Raw genomic sequence first — 17,806 nt, forward strand, 5'->3', positions numbered from 1 at the left:
TGACCGCTGACCCAACACAGGGCAGCCGCCCGGCCAATTGCGGTGGCGGATGCCGATTGTCTAAAGTGCGACTGAGAGGGCCGGCATGAACGTCATGAACCATTCAAAGACTTGCATCGGCGGCATCGGCCCGGCCCGGATCGTCGAGTTGCGCGCGACCGAGGCAGAAGTCTTCCGCCGGGCGCGGCCAAAATCGATGGCGAAAATCGGCAATGGCCTGCCCGGCTTCTTCGGCGGCGTGCCGATGCATTGGATGAACGACTGGCCGACGCCATTCCCGATCCTGGTCGACAGTGCCAAGGGCGCTGCGATCACCGACATCGACGGCAATCGGCTGGACGATTTCTGCCTTGGTGACACCGGCTCGATGTTCGGCCATTCGCCGCCGCCGGTCGCCCGCGCCATCCGCCGGCAGGCCGGACGAGGACTGACCTATATGCTACCTTCCGAAGACGCGCTGGCCATCGGACCGTTGCTGCAGCAGCGCTTCGGTTTGCTGTCGTGGCAGATCGCGACGACGGCGACCGATGCCAACCGCTTCGCGCTGCGGGTTGCCCGCGCCGTTACCGGCCGGGAGAAGATACTGGTCTTCAACGGCTGCTATCATGGCTCGGTCGACGAGACGATGGTGCGGCTGGTCGCCGGGAAAGCGGTGAATCGACCGGGACTGGCCGGCGAATTCCGCGACCTGACCCGGGCGACAGATGTCGTCGAGTTCAACGATTTGCCGGCGCTCGAGGCGGCACTCCGGGGCAACGATGTCGCCTGCGTCATCGCCGAGCCGGTGCTGACCAATTCCTGCATGGTGCTGCCCGAAGCCGGCTTTCATGATGGCTTGCGGCGTCTCACCCGTGCGACCGGCACGCTGCTTCTAATCGACGAGACGCATACAATTTCGACCGGTCCCGGCGGCTATACAAGCAAATACGGGCTGGAGCCGGACCTGTTCGTGCTGGGCAAGCCGATTGCCGGCGGCGTACCGGCGAGCGTCTGGGGCATGAGCGAAGACGTTGCGGCCCGCTATGCCGCTTATATCAGTCGGAAAGAGCCCGGCTACTCCGGCATGGGGACAACGCTGTCGGCCAATCCGCTGCAATTCGCAGCGATGCGCGCCACGCTCGAATACGTCATGACCGACGAGAACTACAGCCATATGGACCATCTGGCGCGGCGGCTCGACGCCGGGCTGACCGCCGTCATCGATCGCTATCGTCTGCCCTGGCATGTTGCTCGCGTCGGTGCCCGTGTCGAGTTCATCTGCGCGCCGGGCCCGCTGAGGAACGGCGGCGAAGCGGAAGCTGCGCACGTGCCGGAGCTCGAGGCGGCAATCCATGTCGCGCTGGTCAATCGCGGCGTGCTGATCGCACCCTTCCACAACATGATGCTGATCTCTCCTGCGACCAGCGCCGCCCAGGTGAACCGGCTGATCACTGCCTTCGGCGCGGTTGCGGCAAAGCTTACGGCGTGAGACAAGCTTGCGGCATGAAACAAGCGCCCAAGCAAAGTTTGAACCTGGTCACGGCATCCCCTTCGGGCTCGACGCCCGCCGAGGCGCAGGCCTTTCTTGACGCTCATCCCGAGATCGAAGCGTTCGACATCGTGCTGACCGACGCCAACGGCGTCGGGCGCGGCAAGATCGTGCGCCGGCATGAGTTGATGAGCATCTTCGAGGGGGGCCGGCACATGCCGATCTCGATCCTCGGCCTCGACATCACCGGCGAGGATGTTCACGAGACCGGGCTGATCTGGACGACGGGCGACGGCGACCTGCGGGCGTGGCCGATCCCCGGCACACTGGTGCCGCTGTTCGGCACCCAGCCGCCGCGCGGCCAGGTGCTGATGGCGATGTACCATCTCGATGGCCAGCCGATGTCGTCCGACCCGCGGCTGGCACTCGCCCGCCAGGTAGACATCCTCGCGGCCAAGGGCCTGCATCCGGCCGGCGCCTTCGAGCTCGAATTCTTCCTGCTCGCCAACGAGCGCGACGCCGAAGGCAAGGTGCAGCCGGCGCACGCGGTGCTTGACGGACGCCGCTCGGCCAAGACGGAGGTCTATTCCGTCGACCATCTGCACGGCATGGAGCCGCTGTTTTCCGACATCTACGCCGCAGCCAAGGTGCAAGGCATCCCGGCCGAGACGGTCATCTCGGAATATGCGCCCGGCCAGTACGAGCTGACGCTCAACTACCGCAAGGATGTGATGCGGGCGGCCGACGATCTCGTGATGCTCAAGCGACTGGTGCGGGCGCAGGCGCGCCGTCATGGTGTCACCGCTTGCTTCATGGCCAAGCCGATCGAGAAATATGCCGGCTCGGGCATGCATTTTCATGTCTCGCTGTTGGACGATGCCGGCAAGAATGTCTTTGCCGAAACCGGCGGCGAAAGCTGGTCGCTGCCGCTGCTGCGCGGCCTCGGCGGACTGATCCAGACGATGGCGGAATCGATGCTGGTCTTCGCGCCGCATGCCAATTCATGGCGGCGCTTCGTCTCGCAATCCTATGCGCCGGTGGCGCCGACCTGGGGCGTCAACAACCGTTCGGTGGCACTGCGTGTGCCGGCCGGCGATGCCAAGAACCGCCGCATCGAGCACCGGCCATCGGGCGTCGACGCGAATCCTTACCTAGTGGCAGCAACGGTGCTGGCCGGTGTCGTCAAAGGCCTCGACGAAGGCCTCGATCCCGGTCCCGAAACCACCGGCAATGGCTACGAATCGGCCGTCACGCGCACGACGATGCCGGTCGACTGGCGTGCCGCGATCGAGGCGGCAAGGGCGTCGACCTTCCTCAAGGGCGCATTGGGCGAAGACCTGCACCGGACGTTCGTGGCGATCAAGCAGTCGGAATATCTGCGCGTGGCGCGCACGGTCAGCGAACTGGATTATCACCTCTATCTGCACGAGGTGTAGGGCATCACATCGTCGGCCATCCGCCGGTGAAGGCCCATGCGGAATAATTTCAACGGAACCTTCGGCGGGCTTTGCTCATTGCGTGTCTGATTGCAGGAGCGAGCAAGGCCGCCTTAGTCATGATCGCCAGGATGCAGACAACCCCGACGCCGCACCATGCCAAAGTGCAGGCAAGACGCTTGCCTGCAAGTAAGTCTCCGGAAACGACAGAAATCGACGCCAGGACGATTCCTGAACTGCGCGAAACGGCCAAGATCTGCCGCCGCTGTCCGCTATGGCACGACGCCACGCAGACCGTGTTCGGTGAGGGCCCTGATAAAGCTAAGGTGATCTTCGTCGGCGAACAGCCGGGCGACCAGGAGGACCTGGCGGGCAAGCCCTTCGTCGGTCCGGCGGGCAAGGTGTTCGACGCGATCCTGGACGATGCCGGCGTCGATCGGCTGAAAGTCTACGTCACCAACGCGGTCAAGCATTTCAAGTTCGAGCCGCGCGGCAAGCGGCGCATCCACTCCAAGCCGAACGCCGGCGAGGTGCAGGCTTGCCGCTGGTGGCTCGACAAGGAAATCGATCTGATCAAGCCCAATCTGGCGGTGGCGCTCGGCGCAACGGCGGCGCAGGCGCTGCTTGGTAAGGTGGTGCCGATCATGAAGATGCGCGGGGCCGTCGTGGAGCGTGACGATGGCTTGCGTGTCTTCGTCACCATCCACCCGTCCTTCATCCTGCGCATTCGCGAGCCGGCGGACAGGCAGGCAGAACGCGACCGGTTCCTGCAGGATATGAGAGCGGTGAAAAAGCTAATGGCCGCCTGAGCTATTTGATCAATATCGCCCGGAGATCGTTGACGTTTGTGCCGGTCGGACCGGGTACGAAAAGGTCATCTACGGCATTGAATGCCGTCCAGGCGTTGTTGCCGGCAAGCATGGCCTTGGCATCGACGCCCGCCTTATGCATCCGCGACACTGTCGAGCCGTCGGCGAAGGCGCCGGCATTGTCTTCCGAACCGTCAATGCCGTCGGTGTCGGCGGCCAGTGCGTGGACGCCCGCCATGCCGCTGATCCCAATGGCGAAGGCGAGCAGGAATTCCGAGTTGCGGCCGCCTTTGCCTTTCGCGCGCAAGGTCACGGTCGTCTCGCCGCCCGACAGGATCAGCACCGGTTTTGCGAATGGCCGGTTGCGCGTCGCCACTTCGCGCGCGATTGCAGCGTGGACGCCGCCGACCTCACGCGCCTCGCCCTCGATGGAATCGGAGAGAATGACCGCTTCGATACCTTGGTACCTGGCTTCGGCCGCAGCCGCTTCCAGCGATACGCCGGCCGAGGCGATCAGATGTACCTCGTTGCGCGAAAAACGCGGATCATCGACGCGCGGTGCATCGGCGGCCGGCGAATTGATGTGCGCCATCACTGAAGCCGGTAGTTTCATGTCATAGGCGGCGATCGACGCTAATGCATCTTCGCGGCTGCCGGAATCGGGAACGGTCGGGCCGGAAGCGACCAGCGCCGGGTTATCGCCCGGAATGTCGGAGACCACCAGCGACACCACCTTGGCTGGATAGGCAGCGGCCGCCAGCCTGCCGCCCTTGATCGTGGAAACATGTTTGCGGATGGTGTTCATCGCGGCGATCGGCGCGCCGGAGGCGAGCAGCGCCTCGTTGACGGCGATCTCGTCGGCCAGCGTCAGACCTTCGGCAGGTGACGGCAGCAGCGCCGAGCCGCCGCCCGAAATGAGCGCCACGACGAGGTCGTCCGCAGTCAGTCCCTGGACTTTTTCGAGCAGCCGCCGGGAAGCTTCGAGCCCTGCGGCATCCGGCACCGGATGCGCCGCCTCGATGATCTCGATGCGCCGGCAGGCCGCTCCATAGCCGTAGCGGGTGACGACCAGCCCTTCGATCGGCCCGTCCCACACTTTCTCGAAAGCCGCCGCCATCTGCGCCGAGCCTTTTCCCGCGCCGATGATGATCGTCCGTCCCTTCGGCCTTGCGGGCAAATGATCCTTGATCGTCCTCTGGGGATCGGCGGCGGCAACGGCGGCGTTGAAGATCGAAATGAGAAAGGACTTGGGATCGAGCGCGGTCATACTGAGCTACCACGGACGCTGTGCGAGCTTCTGCGGCGTTTGCGCTGCCCCTCACCCTTACCCTCTCCCCGTATAGAGACGGGGAGAGGGGATCGCCAGCGTTGGAGCGTTTCCCTTCTCCCCATCACTACGCGGGGAGAAGGTGCCGGCAGGCGGATGAGGGGCAGCGCCAACGTCACGATGTTGCTTCCGGCGGCAGGACCAACTCCTGGCTATCGACGCCCAAGTAGCTACACAGCGTATCGACGACCACTCCGTGGTCCTCGCGCTCCGGTAGACCGGAGACGGCGATCACGCCGATGACGCCAGCGCCCTTGACAGTGATGGGAAAGCCGCCACCGGCCAGCACATAGTCGGCAACGTCCAGCCCCTCGCCGGGCTTGAAGCTGCGGTCAGGGCGCTGCTGCTCCAGCACAATGCGGTAGGTGCTTTTCAGGAACCGCCGCACGACGTTGATCTTGCGCCGCGCCCAGTCCGGATTGGAGGCGTTCGAGCCGGGCATTGCCGCATAGAACAACGGCCGGTCGAAAGTTCTGATATCGACGATGATCGGCAGGTTTTCCTCGAGAGCCCGGTCGCGGATCGCCGAGCCGATCTCGAAAGCGACGGCTTCATCGAAGGCCGAAAAGACAAGCGTGGCTTCCTGTTTCTTGATCAGAGCGATGTCGTCCGCAACGGCCATGTCGTTCCCCTGTCGATCTCGCCTGTTGCTTTGGCGGATGGCTGCCGCCCGGTCAAGCCGGCCGCATACGACGGCTAAACCGCTATATCCGCCTTGGCCGCCCGGCCGGCGACATAGACCTCGCGCACGGCGCGGTCGTCGCCGAGCGTCTGCAGCAGAAACAATTCCTCGGCGAGCGTGTCCGCCGTCTCCACCCGCAGCCGCATCGCCGGCGTGGCGCGGGCGTCGAGCACGATGATATCGGCGTCGCTGCCTTCCTCCAGGGTGCCGATCTTTTCCGCAAGCGACAGCGCCTCGGCATTGCCGCGGGTCAATTGCCAGAACGACTGGAACGGATTGAGCTTCTCGCCGTTCAGCGCGATCACCTTGTAGCCCTCGTCCATGGTGCGCAGCATCGAATAGTTGGTGCCACCGCCGACATCGGTGGCGGCGGCGATGCGAAGCGGCTTCTCGCGGCGGCTATAGCGCTGATAATCGAACAGGCCCGAGCCGAGAAACAGGTTGGAGGTCGGGCAGAACACCGCCACCGAGCCGCTATCCGAAAGCGCATCCGCCTCGCGTTCCGACAGGTGGATGCAATGGCCGAACAGGCTTCTGCGCCCGAGCAGCCCATAGTGTTCGTAGATATCGGTGTAGTCCCGCGTCTGCGGGTACAATTGCTGCGTGAAGGCGATCTCGGCGTGGTTTTCCGACAGATGCGTCTGCATGTGCAGATCAGGATATTCGCGGCAGAGCGCGCCCGCCATCTCCAATTGCTCGGGCGACGAGGTGATGGCGAAGCGCGGCGTGATGGCATAGTGCTGGCGTCCCTTGCCGTGCCACTCATCGATCAACGCCTTGCTGTCGTCATAGCCCGATTGCGGCGTGTCGAGCACGCCGTCCGGCGCGTTGCGGTCCATCATCACCTTGCCGGCGATGTTGAGCATGTTGCGGTCGTGCGACTCGGCGAAGAACGCTTCGGCAGATTCCTTGTGTACCGAGCAATATGCCGCGACTGTCGTGGTGCCATGCCGCAATACTTCATCCAGGAACAGCCTGGCGATACGGCGGCCATGCTGGGCGTTCTGGAATTTTGTCTCTTCCGGAAAAGTGTAGGTGTTCAGCCAGTCGAGCAGCTCGGCGCCGAAGGAAGCGATGACCTGCATCTGCGGAAAATGCGCGTGCGCATCGATGAACCCGGGCAGCAGCAGATGCGGCCTGTGGTCGATTTTTTTTGTTCCCTCGCCCGCCTTTTTCTCGACCTCGGCATAGGCGCCCGCGGCAACGATCCTGCCGTCGCGCATCAGCAGGCCGCCATCTTGCTCGTAACGCCAGGCGGAATGGTCGTCGATGGTTTCGGGCCAGCGCAAAAACGACAGCGTACGGCCGCGCAGGAGCGTGCCGGTCATTTCCTTGCGCCTTCGAACCATGCCACCAGCAGTGCCCGTTCCTCGTCGGTGATCTGGGTGACGTTGGCGGGCGGCATGGCGTGGCTGCGGCCAGCCTGCAGGTAAATCTCGCCGGCGTGCTCGGCGATGCCGGCATCGGTATCGAGCATCACGCCCTTAGGCGCGTGGTAAATGCCCGCGTAGGACGGCTCCGCCGCGTGGCACATCGAACAGCGGCCAAGCACCGTATCGCGCACGGCGGGAAAATGCGCCGAGGCGACGTAGACCTGTGCAGCCGACGAGGCCTTCACCTCGCCGGTCAGCAGCTTCGGTGCCGTCGACAGCCAGATGATGACGACGAACAGGACGGCGGCCGCCAGCCAGGTCCAGGTCGGATTGCCTTTGCGCGCATGCCTGGTGTTGAAATAGTGCCGGATCAGCACGCCGATGATGAACACCAGCGAGGCGATGACCCAGTTGAACTCTGTCCCGAACGCCAGCGGATAATGGTTCGACAGCATCAGGAACAAAACCGGCAGCGTCAGGTAATTGTTGTGCAGCGAGCGCTGCTTGGCGATCTTGCCGTATTTCGGATCGGGCTTACGGCCGGCGATCAGGTCGGCGACGACGATCTTCTGGTTGGGGATGATGACCATGAAAACGTTGGCCGACATGATCGTCGCGGTGATGGCGCCGAGATGCAGGAAGGCGGCGCGGCCGGTGAACAGGTGGGTCAGTCCCCAGGCCATGAATACCAGCACCCCATACAGCACCAGCATCAGGCCGGTGTCGCTGTTGCCGAGCGGCGAACGGCACAAGAGATCGTAGACCACCCAGCCGACGCCGATCGTCGCCAGCGACAGCAAGATGCCTGTAGGCACCGACATGGCAAGCACATTCGGATCGATCAGGAACAGGTCCGCACCGGCATAGTAGACGACGCACAGCATGGCGAAGCCCGACAGCCAGGTGGCGTAGGATTCCCACTTGAACCAGGTCAGATGCTCGGGCATCTCAGCCGGCGCCACCAGATATTTCTGCACATGGTAGAAGCCGCCGCCATGCACCTGCCATTCCTCGCCGAAGGCTCCGGCAGGCATGCCCCGACGCTGGCGCAGCCCGAGATCGAGCGCGACGAAATAAAACGACGATCCAATCCAAGCGATACCGGTGACGACGTGCAGCCAGCGCACGGCGAAACTCAGCCAATCCCAGAATATCGCGAAATCCATCATGAAAGAAATCGTCCCTGCCGATCCACTGACTTTACGGACTGGAGCGCAAACGGAAAGGGCCGAGCTGCACGATGACTTTCAAAAAAAATTGGAAAATACTAGGCTGATCATACGCAGCCACATGAGAGCCACGGAAGCCGCATGGCCTATCTCGACAACATCGCCGTTTTCGTTCGCGTCGTCGAGCTCGGCAATTTATCGGCGGCTGGGCGCGACATGCGCATTTCGCCGGCGGTCGCTTCCAATCGGATCAAGGAGCTCGAGAAGCACCTGGGCGTCAGGCTGTTCAACCGCACGACGCGGCAGTTGATGCCGACCGAGCACGGCACGGTGTTCTACTCCGGCGCCAAGCAGGTGCTGGAGGCGGTCACCGAGGCCGAAGCTGCGGTCAGCGCGTTATCCGGGCAGCCGCGCGGCACCATAAAGGTGACAGCGCCGCTCGGCCTCGGGCGGCGGCTGGTAGCATCCGGAATCCCGGATTTCCACGACAGGTACCCCGATATCGAGGTGCGGCTCCGGCTTTCCGATCACAATGTCGATATCATGAAGGAAGGCATCGACGTTGCCTTCCGGCTGGGCATCATCGAGGATTCCAGCCTCAGGATGCGCGGCATCATGGAATGCGAACGCGTTCTGGTGGCGGCTCCGCAATATCTGGAAGCGCGCGGCGAGCCTACCGAGCCGCAGGAGTTGATCGGCAAGAAGCACGATTGCCTGATGCTGCGCTATTCCGGCGCGCGCGAATATGTCTGGACGCTGCAGACGCCGAACGGACCGCAAAAATTCGAGGTGCACGGCCCCTACGATACCGATGATGGCGACGTGCTGACCGGCTGGGCGCTGTCCGGCCGCGGCATCATCAACAAGCCGCGCTTCGAGGTCGAGCCGTTTATCCGCGACCAGCGGCTGAAGGTGATCCTGAGCAACACGCCGCCGACGCCGGTGCAGTTCGCCGCCGTCTACCCTCATAAGAAGCTGCAGGATCCGAAGGTGCGGCTGCTGCTCGATTTCATGGCCGAGCGCTGCCAGCGGCTGATCAGGGATATTCTGGCCGGCAAATGATCGCCGGCTGGCCGGTTGCTTTCCGTCCAGCCGGCGAGATAATTCTCAAGGAATCTCGCTCAACAGGGAAAAGCGATGGCCAACGGCGCCACAATGTGTCTCGCCGTTTCACTGTCTCCGGAAGCCGCTCCTTCCCATCCGCCCGACGCCGGCCCGGACTTCAGTCTGCTGACGCGGTTCGTGCAAGAAGCCGAAGCGGCCGGCCTGGACATGGTGTTGCTCGGCGATTCCGCACCGGTTGCAGGCGGGCCGAACCGGCAAATGCGCTTCGAAGCAACGACCTTGGTGGCGGCGCTGGCGACGGTGACAAGCAGGATCGGCCTTGCCGCCGCGGCGTCGACGGTCGCCCACCAGCCCTATAATCTCGCGCGCCGTTTCGCCTCGCTCGATATCATCAGCCATGGCCGCGCCGGCTGGAACGCGAGCATGATGCCCGAACCGCGCGAGGCGGCCAATTTCAGCCGGCCGGAAGGGTTTTCCGGCGACGATTTCCGCCTGCGCGCCGAGGAATTCATCGGCATCGTGCAAGGCTTGTGGAAAGGCTGGGACGCAGACGCGCTGCTGTTCGACAAAGTTGGCGGCCGCTTCTTCGATCCCGAGAAGATGCACCTTCTCGACCACAAGGGCGAATATTTTTCCGTGCGCGGGCCGCTCAACGTGGCGCGGTCGCCGCAGGACACGCCGATGCTGGTCATGTCCGGCCTGTCCGAGCCCGACACGGATATCGCCGCCCGCACCGCCGATGTCGTCCTGCTGGATGAGCCATCGATCGAGCCGGCGAAGGCTGGCGATCTGAAGCGCCGTGCGCTTGCCTTCGGGCGCAGTCCGGAGGCGCTGAAAGTGCTGATGAACGTTACCGTCAGCGCCGAAATAACCGCCGCGCCGGACCTGTTTGCGGACAGGCTCGAAGAGTGCTTTCGCTCGAAAGCCTGCGACGGTTTCAACATCGCCATGCCCTTCACATCGGCGCTCGACGATTTCGTCGGTCTCGTGCTGCCGGAGCTTCGCCGCCGCGGCCTTGTCCGGTCCGGCTACAGCGCGGCGACACTGCGCGCCCATCTCGGGCTTGCAGGGGAGGATCGGCAATGAGCGCCGGTCGAGGCCAGATGAAGCTCGGCGCCTTCCTGTGGGCGACAGGCCACCACATCGCCGCCTGGCGCCATCCGCAGGCGCATGTCACGGCCGGCATCGACATCGACCATTACGTCCAGTTGGCGCGGACGGCGGAAGCAGCCAAGTTCGACATGATCTTCTGCGAGGACGCCGCCGGCGTGCGCGAGGCCAATGTCAACATCGCCAGCCAAACGTCGCGCTCGATCGGCTTCGAGCCGATAAGCCTGCTTGCCGCGCTCGCCGTCCAGACGGAGCGCATCGGCCTCGTCTCCACAGCGTCGACGAGCTATAACGAGCCTTACGGACTGGCGCGGACCTTCCTGTCGCTCGACCATCTGAGCGGTGGCCGAGCCGGCTGGAACCTCGTCACTTCGGCGAGCCAGATCGAGGCCGCCAATTTCGGCTCGACCGGACTGCGCCCACATGCGGACCGCTACGAACGCGCGCGCGAATTCGCTGCCGTGGTTACCGGCCTTTGGCGAGGCCAGGGTGGACACGAAGGCAGAAGTTTTTCGGTGCGCGACCCGCTCGATCTGCCGCGCTCGCCACAAGGTGCGCCGGTCATGGTTCAGGCAGGAGCGTCGGACGAGGGCGCGATCTCGCCGCCCGGACCGCCGATGTGGTGTTCACTGCGGCGCAAACATTCGAGGAGGCAAAGGCCTTCTACGACGATCTCAAGGGACGGCTGGCGCCCCATGGGCGCGAGCCGGAGGACGTCAAGATCATGCCCGGCGTCGCGCCGGTCGTCGCGGCAAGCGAAGCGGAAGCCCGGGCAAAACATGATGAACTGCAGGAGCTGATACCGGACGATGTCGGCGTCGCGCTGCTTTCCAGTTATCTCAGCATATCCGATCTCGCGCGCTATCCCATCGACGGACCGCTGCCCGAGCTGCCGGCCAGCGAAGGCATGCAGAGCCGGCAGGCGCTCGTCATCGAGCAATCCCGCCGCGACAAGCTGTCCATTCGCCAGCTTGCCCGTCATTTCGCCGGCGCGCGCGGTCATTGGCGCGTCGTCGGAACTCCGGCCCAGATCGCCGACCAGCTCGAGGCACGCTTCGAGGGCGGCGCGGCAGACGGTTTCAACGTCATGCCATCCTATTTTCCCGGCGAACTCGAAGCCTTTGCCACGCTTGTCGTGCCGGAGCTGCGGCGGCGCGGGCTTTTCCGGAAGGATTATGAAGGTAGCACGCTGCGCGACCATCTGGGCTTGAAAACGCCGGCGTAAAACGACGAGCGGAACGAAAGTCGGAGATCGCCGTTTTGGGATGCTGTGCCGCGGCGATGAGGGCGTCTGCGCGCATATTCGATTGTCCATCCCAAACTTCGCCCTCTTTTCAAACCACGCGGACGCAACCGCCACAGGAGCCGATCATGGATGCCATCGCCACCCGCAATGACCTGCAATCCAATGCCAAGAAAGAGTGTATCGATCTTCTCAATGCCCGCCTCGCCGACGCCATCGATCTGGCCTTGATCACCAAGCAGGCGCACTGGAACGTCAAGGGACCGCAATTCATCGCCATCCACGAGATGCTCGACACGTTCCGCGAGGAGATCGACGGCCATGTCGACACCATTGCCGAGCGCGCCGTACAGCTCGGCGGCACGGCGCTCGGCACCTCGCAGGAGGTGTCGAAGGCGACTATGCTGGAGGCCTATCCGACCGACATCCACAAGACCCGAGACCATCTGGCGGCGCTGATCGACCGCTATGCCGCGACCGCCAAGCGGGCACGCGCCGCGATCGACGAAGCGGCTGGCGCGGGCGACGCCGATACCGCCGACATCTTCACCGCCTATTCGCGCTCGCTCGACAAATTGCTGTGGTTCCTTGAGGCGCACACGCAGGAGAAGGAATAGCTCTTTTTGGACGGCGCTATTTGCTCGGCGCGCCGGGGTTCGATTAGAAATTCCTCTCGAACTTCGGCACCTCAAGCTTCACCCGGCGATTTAGCTCATCGTGTCCGCCCTGGAACGCGGTGTAGCCAATGCTGGTTTTCTTGGAACGAAGCTGGAAATCTCCTGTCCATTTGCGACCAGCCCATTCGATGTCTTCCCACCGAATAAATCGAGGCGGCATGAATGGCTGCCGGATTCCTATTCCCTCGACATTCCAAAAGACTACGCGAACATAAAAGAACCAAATCCACCCGATCAGGCTCAGACCAAAGCCAACCAGTAGACCAAAAATCCAGGGAAGTTGCTCGCTCGGTGTTTCGCTGTGTCCGGCAACCACAACGACCGCGATAAAGCCCGCAAGCAGGACCGCAAACACATGCACAAACCAGGTGGCGCGGAGTGTTTGCCCGCCGGCGTGTCGCGCAGCGGGCGTTCGCGATCCTATTGTAGACGCCAAGAAAACTGCAAAAGCAGCCAGAAGAGCTATGACAAGCTGTTTCATCAATATGTGCTGCTCGTGTTTTTCTCGGCCTTACGCGCCAACTGCTCCAGTCTTTCGTTCATAGCATCAAAAAGTCTGCGACGATGATGCGGTCGACCGACCACCGCCCGGTGATTGGGAATATTTTGGCCCGTCGACGGGTAAATAATACCTCGCCAATGCCGTCATGATTTCGGCTGCGGCGAGTGCGGCGATCACCTGCGGGCGCTTGTCTTTCACCGTATCGCCGCCGATCGGCGAGACGAGGCGGGCAAATTCCGCGTCGCTTCCGTCCGCCGACTTAAGGAACCAGTTCCGGAAGGTCGCCTTCTTGGTTCTGGAGCCGATCATGCCGACATAGGCGGCATCCCGGCGTTTCAGCGCCTCGGCGACGATCAGGAAGTCCAGCGCATGGTCATGGGTGAGGACGACGAAGGCGGATCCAGCCGGGGCTTCGCGCACCATTGCCTCAGGCATCGGCGTCAGGCTTGTTTCTACCGCTTCCGGCATGCCCTCCAGCGCCTCGGCTCGCGTCTCGACAACGACGACATGCACCGGCAGCAAGGCCATCGCGGAGGCCAGCGCTTGGCCGACATGGCCGCCGCCGAAGATGTAGACATGCGGTAGCTGCGCTTCCTCGGCTTCCGCCGCCGCAACCAGCTTGGCTTCAAGCGCGGGGTCGACCAGCCGGATCAGCAGCTCGACCCTGCCGCCGCAGCACTGCCCGATCTCCGGGCCGAGCGCGATGTCGAGGGTATCCCTCCCCCTTGAGGGGAGGGTGGCGGCGAAGCCGCCGGGTGGGGTCGCCGCGGCAGTGCTCGACGCGCTGGCGGTGCCTTCTGAGACGACTCCCTCTGGCCGCTTCGCGGCCATCTCCCCCTCAAGGGGGGAGAAAAGCATCTGCCGCGCTTTGTCGATCGCCATGTATTCGAGCTGGCCGCCGCCGATCGTGCCGAAAGTGGCCGATCCCGAGACGAGCATGAGGGCACCCGTCTCGCGCGGCGTCGAACCTTTTGTCCCGGCCACCTCAACCAAGGCGACCCGGCCGGCACCGGCAAGAAAGGCTTTCAGGCTCTGCACTTTCGCGTTCATCATTCGCGTTCCCTATCGGGAAATATAGAGTTTTTCAGCCTGAATTGCACGTTTTCCGGGATTCAAGTGCCGGTCCTGGCTTCCCGCTTCAGCCGTTCGATCGCCATCAGCACACGCTCCGGCGTGGCCGGCGGGTCGAGGCGCGGGCAGATCTTGTGGCTGGCAACGCTCGCCACTGCGTCCGACAGCGCATGCAGCACCGACATTGCGAGCGGAAAGGGCGGCTCGCCGACCGCCTTGGAGCGGTGCACCGTCGGCTCGCCTGCTTGCGCCCAGTCGGCCAAAGTCACATTAAAAATCTTCGGCCGGTCCGACGCGAGCGGGATCTTGTAGGTCGATGGCGCATGGGTGCGCAGCCGCCCCTTGTCGTCCCACCACAGTTCCTCCGTTGTCAGCCACCCCATGCCTTGGATGAAGCCGCCCTCGATCTGGCCGAGGTCGATGGCGCGGTTCAGCGAGCGGCCGGTTTCGTGCAGGATGTCGGTGCGCTCGACGACATATTCGCCGGTCAGCGTATCGACCGAGACTTCCGAGCACGCGGCGCCATAGGCGAAATAGTAGAAGGGATGGCCCTCGCCCTTGTCGCGGTCCCAATGGATTTTCGGCGTCTTGTAGAAACCCGCCGCCGAAAGCTGGATGCGCGCCATATAGGCCTGCCTGACGAGATCGGCGAAGGCGATCTCCTGGTTGCCGATGCGCACGCGGTTGGGCAAGAACAGCACCTGGTCCCGCGGCACCTGGTATCTCTCGACGGCAAAATTGATCAACCGGTCCTTGATCTGGCGGGCGGCATTCTGCGCCGCCATGCCGTTGAGGTCGGAGCCGGAAGACGCGGCGGTGGCCGAGGTATTCGGCACCTTGCCGGTCGTCGTCGCGGTGATCTTGACCTGATCGAGGTCGATCTGGAACTCTTCCGCCACAACCTGCGCCACCTTGACATAGAGGCCCTGCCCCATCTCGGTGCCGCCGTGGTTCAGATGCACCGAACCATCGGTATAGACATGCACCAGCGCGCCGGCCTGGTTGTAATGGGTGGCGGTGAACGAGATGCCGAACTTGACCGGCGTCAGCGCCAGTCCGCGCTTGATGAAGCGGCTGTTGGCATTGAAAGCATCGATGGTGCGGCGGCGCCTCGCATAGTCGGAACTCGCCTCCAGCTCGGCGACGATGCGGTGGATGACGTTGTCCTCGACCGTCTGGTGATAGGGCGTGATGTTGCGGTCGCTGGTGCCGTAGAAATTCTTCTTGCGGATTTCGAGCGGGTCCTTGCCGACGGCAAACGCGACTTCGTCGATGACGCGCTCGGCGCCGACCATGCCTTGCGGGCCGCCGAAGCCGCGAAAGGCGGTGTTCGATACCGTGTTGGTGTAGAGCGGCGCCGATTGCGCGTGCACCGCCGGCCAGAAATAGGTGTTGTCGCAATGGAACAGTGCGCGGTCGGTGACCGGGCCGGAGAGGTCGGCCGAGAAGCCGCAGCGCGCCGCGAACATGAAATCTACGCCCAGAATATTGCCCTCGTCGTCGAAGCCGACCTCGTAGTCGACGAGGAAATCGTGGCGTTTGCCGGTGGCGATCATGTCGTCGTCGCGGTCGGGCCGGATTTTCACGGCCCGATGATGTTTCTTCGCGGCGATAGCGGCCAATGCCGCAAACTGATTGCCTTGCGTTTCCTTGCCGCCGAAAGCGCCGCCCATCCGGCGGATTTCCACCGTCACCGCGTGGCTCGGAACACCGAGCGCGTGGCTGACCATGTGCTGGATTTCGCTCGGGTGCTGGGTCGAGGAATAGATGGTGACGTCGTGGTCCTCGCCAGGAATGGCCAAGGCGATATGGCCTTCGAGATAGAAATGCTCCTGGCCGCCGATGCGCATCTTTCCCTTCAGCCGGCGCGGCGCCGCCTTGATCGCAGCCGCTGCATCACCGCGCTTCAGCGTCAGCGGCGGCGTGACCAGCTTATCCATCCGTGGATCGAGCTCACCGACATCGGCGACGAACGGCAATTCCTTGTATTCGACCTTGGCCAGCCTCGTTGCACGGCGCGCCTGCTCGCGGGTTTCGGCAATGACGCAGAAGATCGGCTGGCCAAAGAATTGTACCTTGCCGTCGGCCAGCACCGGCTCGTCGTGACGGCCGGTCGGCGAAATGTCGTTCTCGCCTGGCACGTCGCTCGCCGTCAGCACGTCGATGACGCCGGGTGCGGCGCGCACCGCCGACAGGTCCATGCTGGTGATGGTGGCATGCGTCGCCGTCGAAAGCCCAAGGCAGCCGTGCAGCGTGCCGGCCGGTTCCGGCATGTCGTCGATATAGACGGCCGTGCCACTGACATGCTTGTGCGCGGAATCATGGCGCTGGTCGGTGGCGACGCCGCCCGCGATTTTTTGCGCCTTCAGGTTTGGGGTGGCGTGCTTGTTCATCATGCCGCCTCGTGCCGTGATACCTGGATCGGCGCCCGGGTGCCGGTGGTTTCGGCAAAGAAGCGCAGCAGCAGGTTGCGCGCCGCCAGCGCCCGGTATTCGGCGCTTGCCCGCATGTCGGTCAGCGGCGTGAAATCGCCGGCGTACGCGGCCATCGCCGCCTCGACCGTCGCTTCCGTCCACGGCTTGCCAAGCAATGCCTTTTCCACGCCAAAGGCTCGCTTCGGCGTTGCCGCCATGCCGCCGTAGGCGATGCGCACATCCGCCACCGTGTCATCCGCGGCGAGCTTCAGGGTAAACGCCCCTAGCGCTGCTGTGATGTCTTCGTCGCGGCGCTTGGTGATCTTGTAGACGGCAAATTTCGTCTCGCTACCTGGCACCGGGACATGCACGGCCTCGACGAATTCGCCGGGCTGCCGGTCCTGTCGGCCATAGGCGATGAAAAACTCCTCGAGCGGGATCGTCCGCCGCTTGTCGCCGCGGCGCAGCGTCAGGCGGGCACCGAGTGCGATCAGCGGCGGCGGCGTGTCGCCGATCGGCGAACCGTTGGCGATATTGCCGCCGATGGTGCCCATGTTGCGCACCTGATCGCCGCCGATGCGATCGAACAGCGGGCCGAGCGCCGGGATGCGTTTCGCCAGCGTCGAGAAGGCTTCGCTATAGGTGACACCGGCGCCGATCGAGATGACGCCCTTGTTCTCGGAAATCCCGCACAGACCATCGAGATTGCCGATGAAAATCGCCGGCGCGATATCGCGCATGTGCTTGGTCACCCAAAGGCCGACATCGGTCGAACCCGCGACGATAGTGGCGCCCGGCTCCTTGACCAGCACGCTGGCCAGATCGTCGGCATTGGCCGGCACGATCAGCCGCTTGTTGCCGGAGCCGATCTCGATGCGCGAACCGTCCTTCATCGCTTCGAGCTTGGTCGTGACTGCCTTGCGCTCCGCCGCCAACGGATCCTTTGCCGCCGAGCCGTAGCTGGAGATGGCACGTGCGGCGCGCATGATCGCCTCGTAGCCGGTGCAGCGGCAGAGATTGCCTTGCAGCGCCTTTTCGATGGCGGCGTCCGACGGCTCCGGCGCCCGCATCCACAGAGCATAAAGCGACATGACGAAACCCGGTGTGCAGAAGCCGCATTGCGAGCCGTGGAAATCGACCATCGCCTGCTGCACGGGATGCAGTTTTCCTGCGTCGCCGCGCAGATGCTCGACGGTCACGACATGCGTGCCGTCTAGCGAGCCAAGGAAGCGGATGCAGGCATTGACGCTTTCATAGACCAGTGTTCCACCGGAGAGCCTGCCGACCAGCACCGTGCAGGCGCCACAGTCGCCCTCGGCGCAACCTTCCTTGGTGCCGCGCAGCGAGCGGTCGAGCCGCAGCCAGTCGAGCAGTGTCTGGTCGGGCGCGACCGTGCCGAGCGCGACGTCCTCGCCATTGAGGATGAACCGGATTTCGTTGCGTGTCTTGATCCCGGCCAT

The 17,806-nt window shown here is 63.7% G+C and carries 14 protein-coding genes and 1 pseudogene; 7 read left to right on the forward strand and 8 right to left on the reverse strand.

Going from position 1 to position 17,806, the window contains the following annotated elements; genetic code table 11:
- Positions 1 to 85: 85 nt before the first annotated feature.
- The 3 genes from NKI59_RS00270 to NKI59_RS00280 all read left to right on the forward strand — a co-directional run bounded on the left by NKI59_RS00270 (position 86) and on the right by NKI59_RS00280 (position 3,713).
- The gene (locus NKI59_RS00270; protein WP_352590969.1) at positions 86 to 1,468 is read left to right on the forward strand and encodes an aspartate aminotransferase family protein; all 1,383 of its coding nucleotides are present in this window, start codon (positions 86 to 88) and stop codon (positions 1,466 to 1,468) included.
- A 14-nt stretch (positions 1,469 to 1,482) separates the two neighbouring features.
- Entirely contained in the window at positions 1,483 to 2,904 is a 1,422-nt protein-coding gene (locus tag NKI59_RS00275; protein ID WP_352590966.1) for a glutamine synthetase family protein, read from the forward strand.
- Between the two features lie 86 nt (positions 2,905 to 2,990).
- A complete protein-coding gene (locus tag NKI59_RS00280) occupies positions 2,991 to 3,713 on the forward strand; it encodes a UdgX family uracil-DNA binding protein (RefSeq protein WP_352470171.1) in 723 nt (240 codons plus the stop codon).
- Between the two features lies 1 nt (position 3,714).
- On the opposite strand, the gene NKI59_RS00285 is transcribed toward NKI59_RS00280, so the two are convergent.
- From NKI59_RS00285 to NKI59_RS00300, 4 genes are all read right to left on the reverse strand, one after another.
- The gene (locus NKI59_RS00285) at positions 3,715 to 4,980 is read right to left on the reverse strand and encodes a glycerate kinase type-2 family protein (RefSeq protein ID WP_352590963.1); all 1,266 of its coding nucleotides are present in this window, start codon (positions 4,978 to 4,980) and stop codon (positions 3,715 to 3,717) included.
- Positions 4,981 to 5,155: 175 nt separating this feature from the next.
- A complete protein-coding gene (locus NKI59_RS00290) occupies positions 5,156 to 5,662 on the reverse strand; it encodes a heme-degrading domain-containing protein (protein ID WP_352590960.1) in 507 nt (168 codons plus the stop codon).
- Positions 5,663 to 5,736: 74 nt separating this feature from the next.
- A complete protein-coding gene (gene guaD, locus NKI59_RS00295) occupies positions 5,737 to 7,050 on the reverse strand; it encodes a guanine deaminase (protein WP_352590957.1) in 1,314 nt (437 codons plus the stop codon).
- Entirely contained in the window at positions 7,047 to 8,264 is a 1,218-nt protein-coding gene (locus NKI59_RS00300) for a urate hydroxylase PuuD (protein WP_352701662.1), read from the reverse strand. The genes guaD and NKI59_RS00300 overlap by 4 nt, the downstream gene beginning before the upstream one ends.
- A 141-nt stretch (positions 8,265 to 8,405) precedes the next feature.
- Here NKI59_RS00300 and NKI59_RS00305 point away from each other — a divergent pair, with 141 nt between their 5' ends.
- From NKI59_RS00305 to dps, 4 genes and pseudogenes are all read left to right on the forward strand, one after another.
- Positions 8,406 to 9,326, forward strand: coding sequence for a LysR family transcriptional regulator (locus tag NKI59_RS00305; RefSeq protein WP_352590951.1), 921 nt, complete (start codon positions 8,406 to 8,408; stop codon positions 9,324 to 9,326).
- Between the two features lie 75 nt (positions 9,327 to 9,401).
- Positions 9,402 to 10,415 carry an LLM class flavin-dependent oxidoreductase gene (locus NKI59_RS00310; protein WP_352590948.1) on the forward strand — a complete coding sequence of 338 codons (1,014 nt, stop codon included), beginning with the start codon at positions 9,402 to 9,404 and terminating at the stop codon, positions 10,413 to 10,415.
- Positions 10,412 to 11,664, forward strand: a pseudogene (locus NKI59_RS00315) (LLM class flavin-dependent oxidoreductase). Before NKI59_RS00310 ends, NKI59_RS00315 begins: the two are co-directional and overlap by 4 nt.
- A gap of 146 nt (positions 11,665 to 11,810) precedes the next feature.
- Positions 11,811 to 12,299 carry a DNA starvation/stationary phase protection protein Dps gene (gene dps / locus NKI59_RS00320; RefSeq protein WP_023676226.1) on the forward strand — a complete coding sequence of 163 codons (489 nt, stop codon included), beginning with the start codon at positions 11,811 to 11,813 and terminating at the stop codon, positions 12,297 to 12,299.
- 43 nt (positions 12,300 to 12,342) lie between these two features.
- Here dps and NKI59_RS00325 read toward each other — a convergent pair whose 3' ends face one another.
- The 4 genes from NKI59_RS00325 to xdhA form a co-directional block, all read right to left on the reverse strand.
- On the reverse strand, positions 12,343 to 12,840 hold the full coding sequence (locus NKI59_RS00325; protein WP_352634926.1) for a hypothetical protein: 498 nt from the start codon (positions 12,838 to 12,840) through the stop codon (positions 12,343 to 12,345).
- Between the two features lie 66 nt (positions 12,841 to 12,906).
- Positions 12,907 to 13,911: a xanthine dehydrogenase accessory protein XdhC gene (xdhC, locus tag NKI59_RS00330; RefSeq protein WP_352702255.1), complete on the reverse strand. Its 1,005-nt coding sequence runs from the start codon at positions 13,909 to 13,911 to the stop codon at positions 12,907 to 12,909.
- 62 nt (positions 13,912 to 13,973) lie between these two features.
- On the reverse strand, positions 13,974 to 16,325 hold the full coding sequence (gene xdhB, locus NKI59_RS00335; RefSeq protein ID WP_352691496.1) for a xanthine dehydrogenase molybdopterin binding subunit: 2,352 nt from the start codon (positions 16,323 to 16,325) through the stop codon (positions 13,974 to 13,976).
- Positions 16,325 to 17,806 carry a xanthine dehydrogenase small subunit gene (gene xdhA / locus NKI59_RS00340; protein WP_352634922.1) on the reverse strand — a complete coding sequence of 494 codons (1,482 nt, stop codon included), beginning with the start codon at positions 17,804 to 17,806 and terminating at the stop codon, positions 16,325 to 16,327. The genes xdhB and xdhA overlap by 1 nt, the downstream gene beginning before the upstream one ends.

Origin of the sequence: Mesorhizobium sp. M0598, from assembly GCF_040320865.1 — a bacterium.
Classification (GTDB): domain Bacteria; phylum Pseudomonadota; class Alphaproteobacteria; order Rhizobiales; family Rhizobiaceae; genus Mesorhizobium.

What these genes read in the sequence shown, in the direction of transcription:
- dps (WP_023676226.1), top strand. Translation starts at nt 11,811, where the DNA reads ATGGATGCCATCGCCACCCGCAATGACCTGCAATCCAATGCCAAGAAA.
- NKI59_RS00275 (WP_352590966.1), top strand. Translation starts at nt 1,483, where the DNA reads ATGAAACAAGCGCCCAAGCAAAGTTTGAACCTGGTCACGGCATCCCCT.
- guaD (WP_352590957.1), bottom strand. Translation starts at nt 7,050, where the DNA reads ATGACCGGCACGCTCCTGCGCGGCCGTACGCTGTCGTTTTTGCGCTGG.
- NKI59_RS00290 (WP_352590960.1), bottom strand. Translation starts at nt 5,662, where the DNA reads ATGGCCGTTGCGGACGACATCGCTCTGATCAAGAAACAGGAAGCCACG.
- NKI59_RS00310 (WP_352590948.1), top strand. Translation starts at nt 9,402, where the DNA reads ATGGCCAACGGCGCCACAATGTGTCTCGCCGTTTCACTGTCTCCGGAA.
- NKI59_RS00305 (WP_352590951.1), top strand. Translation starts at nt 8,406, where the DNA reads ATGGCCTATCTCGACAACATCGCCGTTTTCGTTCGCGTCGTCGAGCTC.
- xdhB (WP_352691496.1), bottom strand. Translation starts at nt 16,325, where the DNA reads ATGAACAAGCACGCCACCCCAAACCTGAAGGCGCAAAAAATCGCGGGC.
- NKI59_RS00325 (WP_352634926.1), bottom strand. Translation starts at nt 12,840, where the DNA reads ATGAAACAGCTTGTCATAGCTCTTCTGGCTGCTTTTGCAGTTTTCTTG.
- NKI59_RS00300 (WP_352701662.1), bottom strand. Translation starts at nt 8,264, where the DNA reads ATGATGGATTTCGCGATATTCTGGGATTGGCTGAGTTTCGCCGTGCGC.
- NKI59_RS00285 (WP_352590963.1), bottom strand. Translation starts at nt 4,980, where the DNA reads ATGACCGCGCTCGATCCCAAGTCCTTTCTCATTTCGATCTTCAACGCC.
- xdhC (WP_352702255.1), bottom strand. Translation starts at nt 13,911, where the DNA reads ATGAACGCGAAAGTGCAGAGCCTGAAAGCCTTTCTTGCCGGTGCCGGC.
- xdhA (WP_352634922.1), bottom strand. Translation starts at nt 17,806, where the DNA reads ATGGCCGGGATCAAGACACGCAACGAAATCCGGTTCATCCTCAATGGC.
- NKI59_RS00270 (WP_352590969.1), top strand. Translation starts at nt 86, where the DNA reads ATGAACGTCATGAACCATTCAAAGACTTGCATCGGCGGCATCGGCCCG.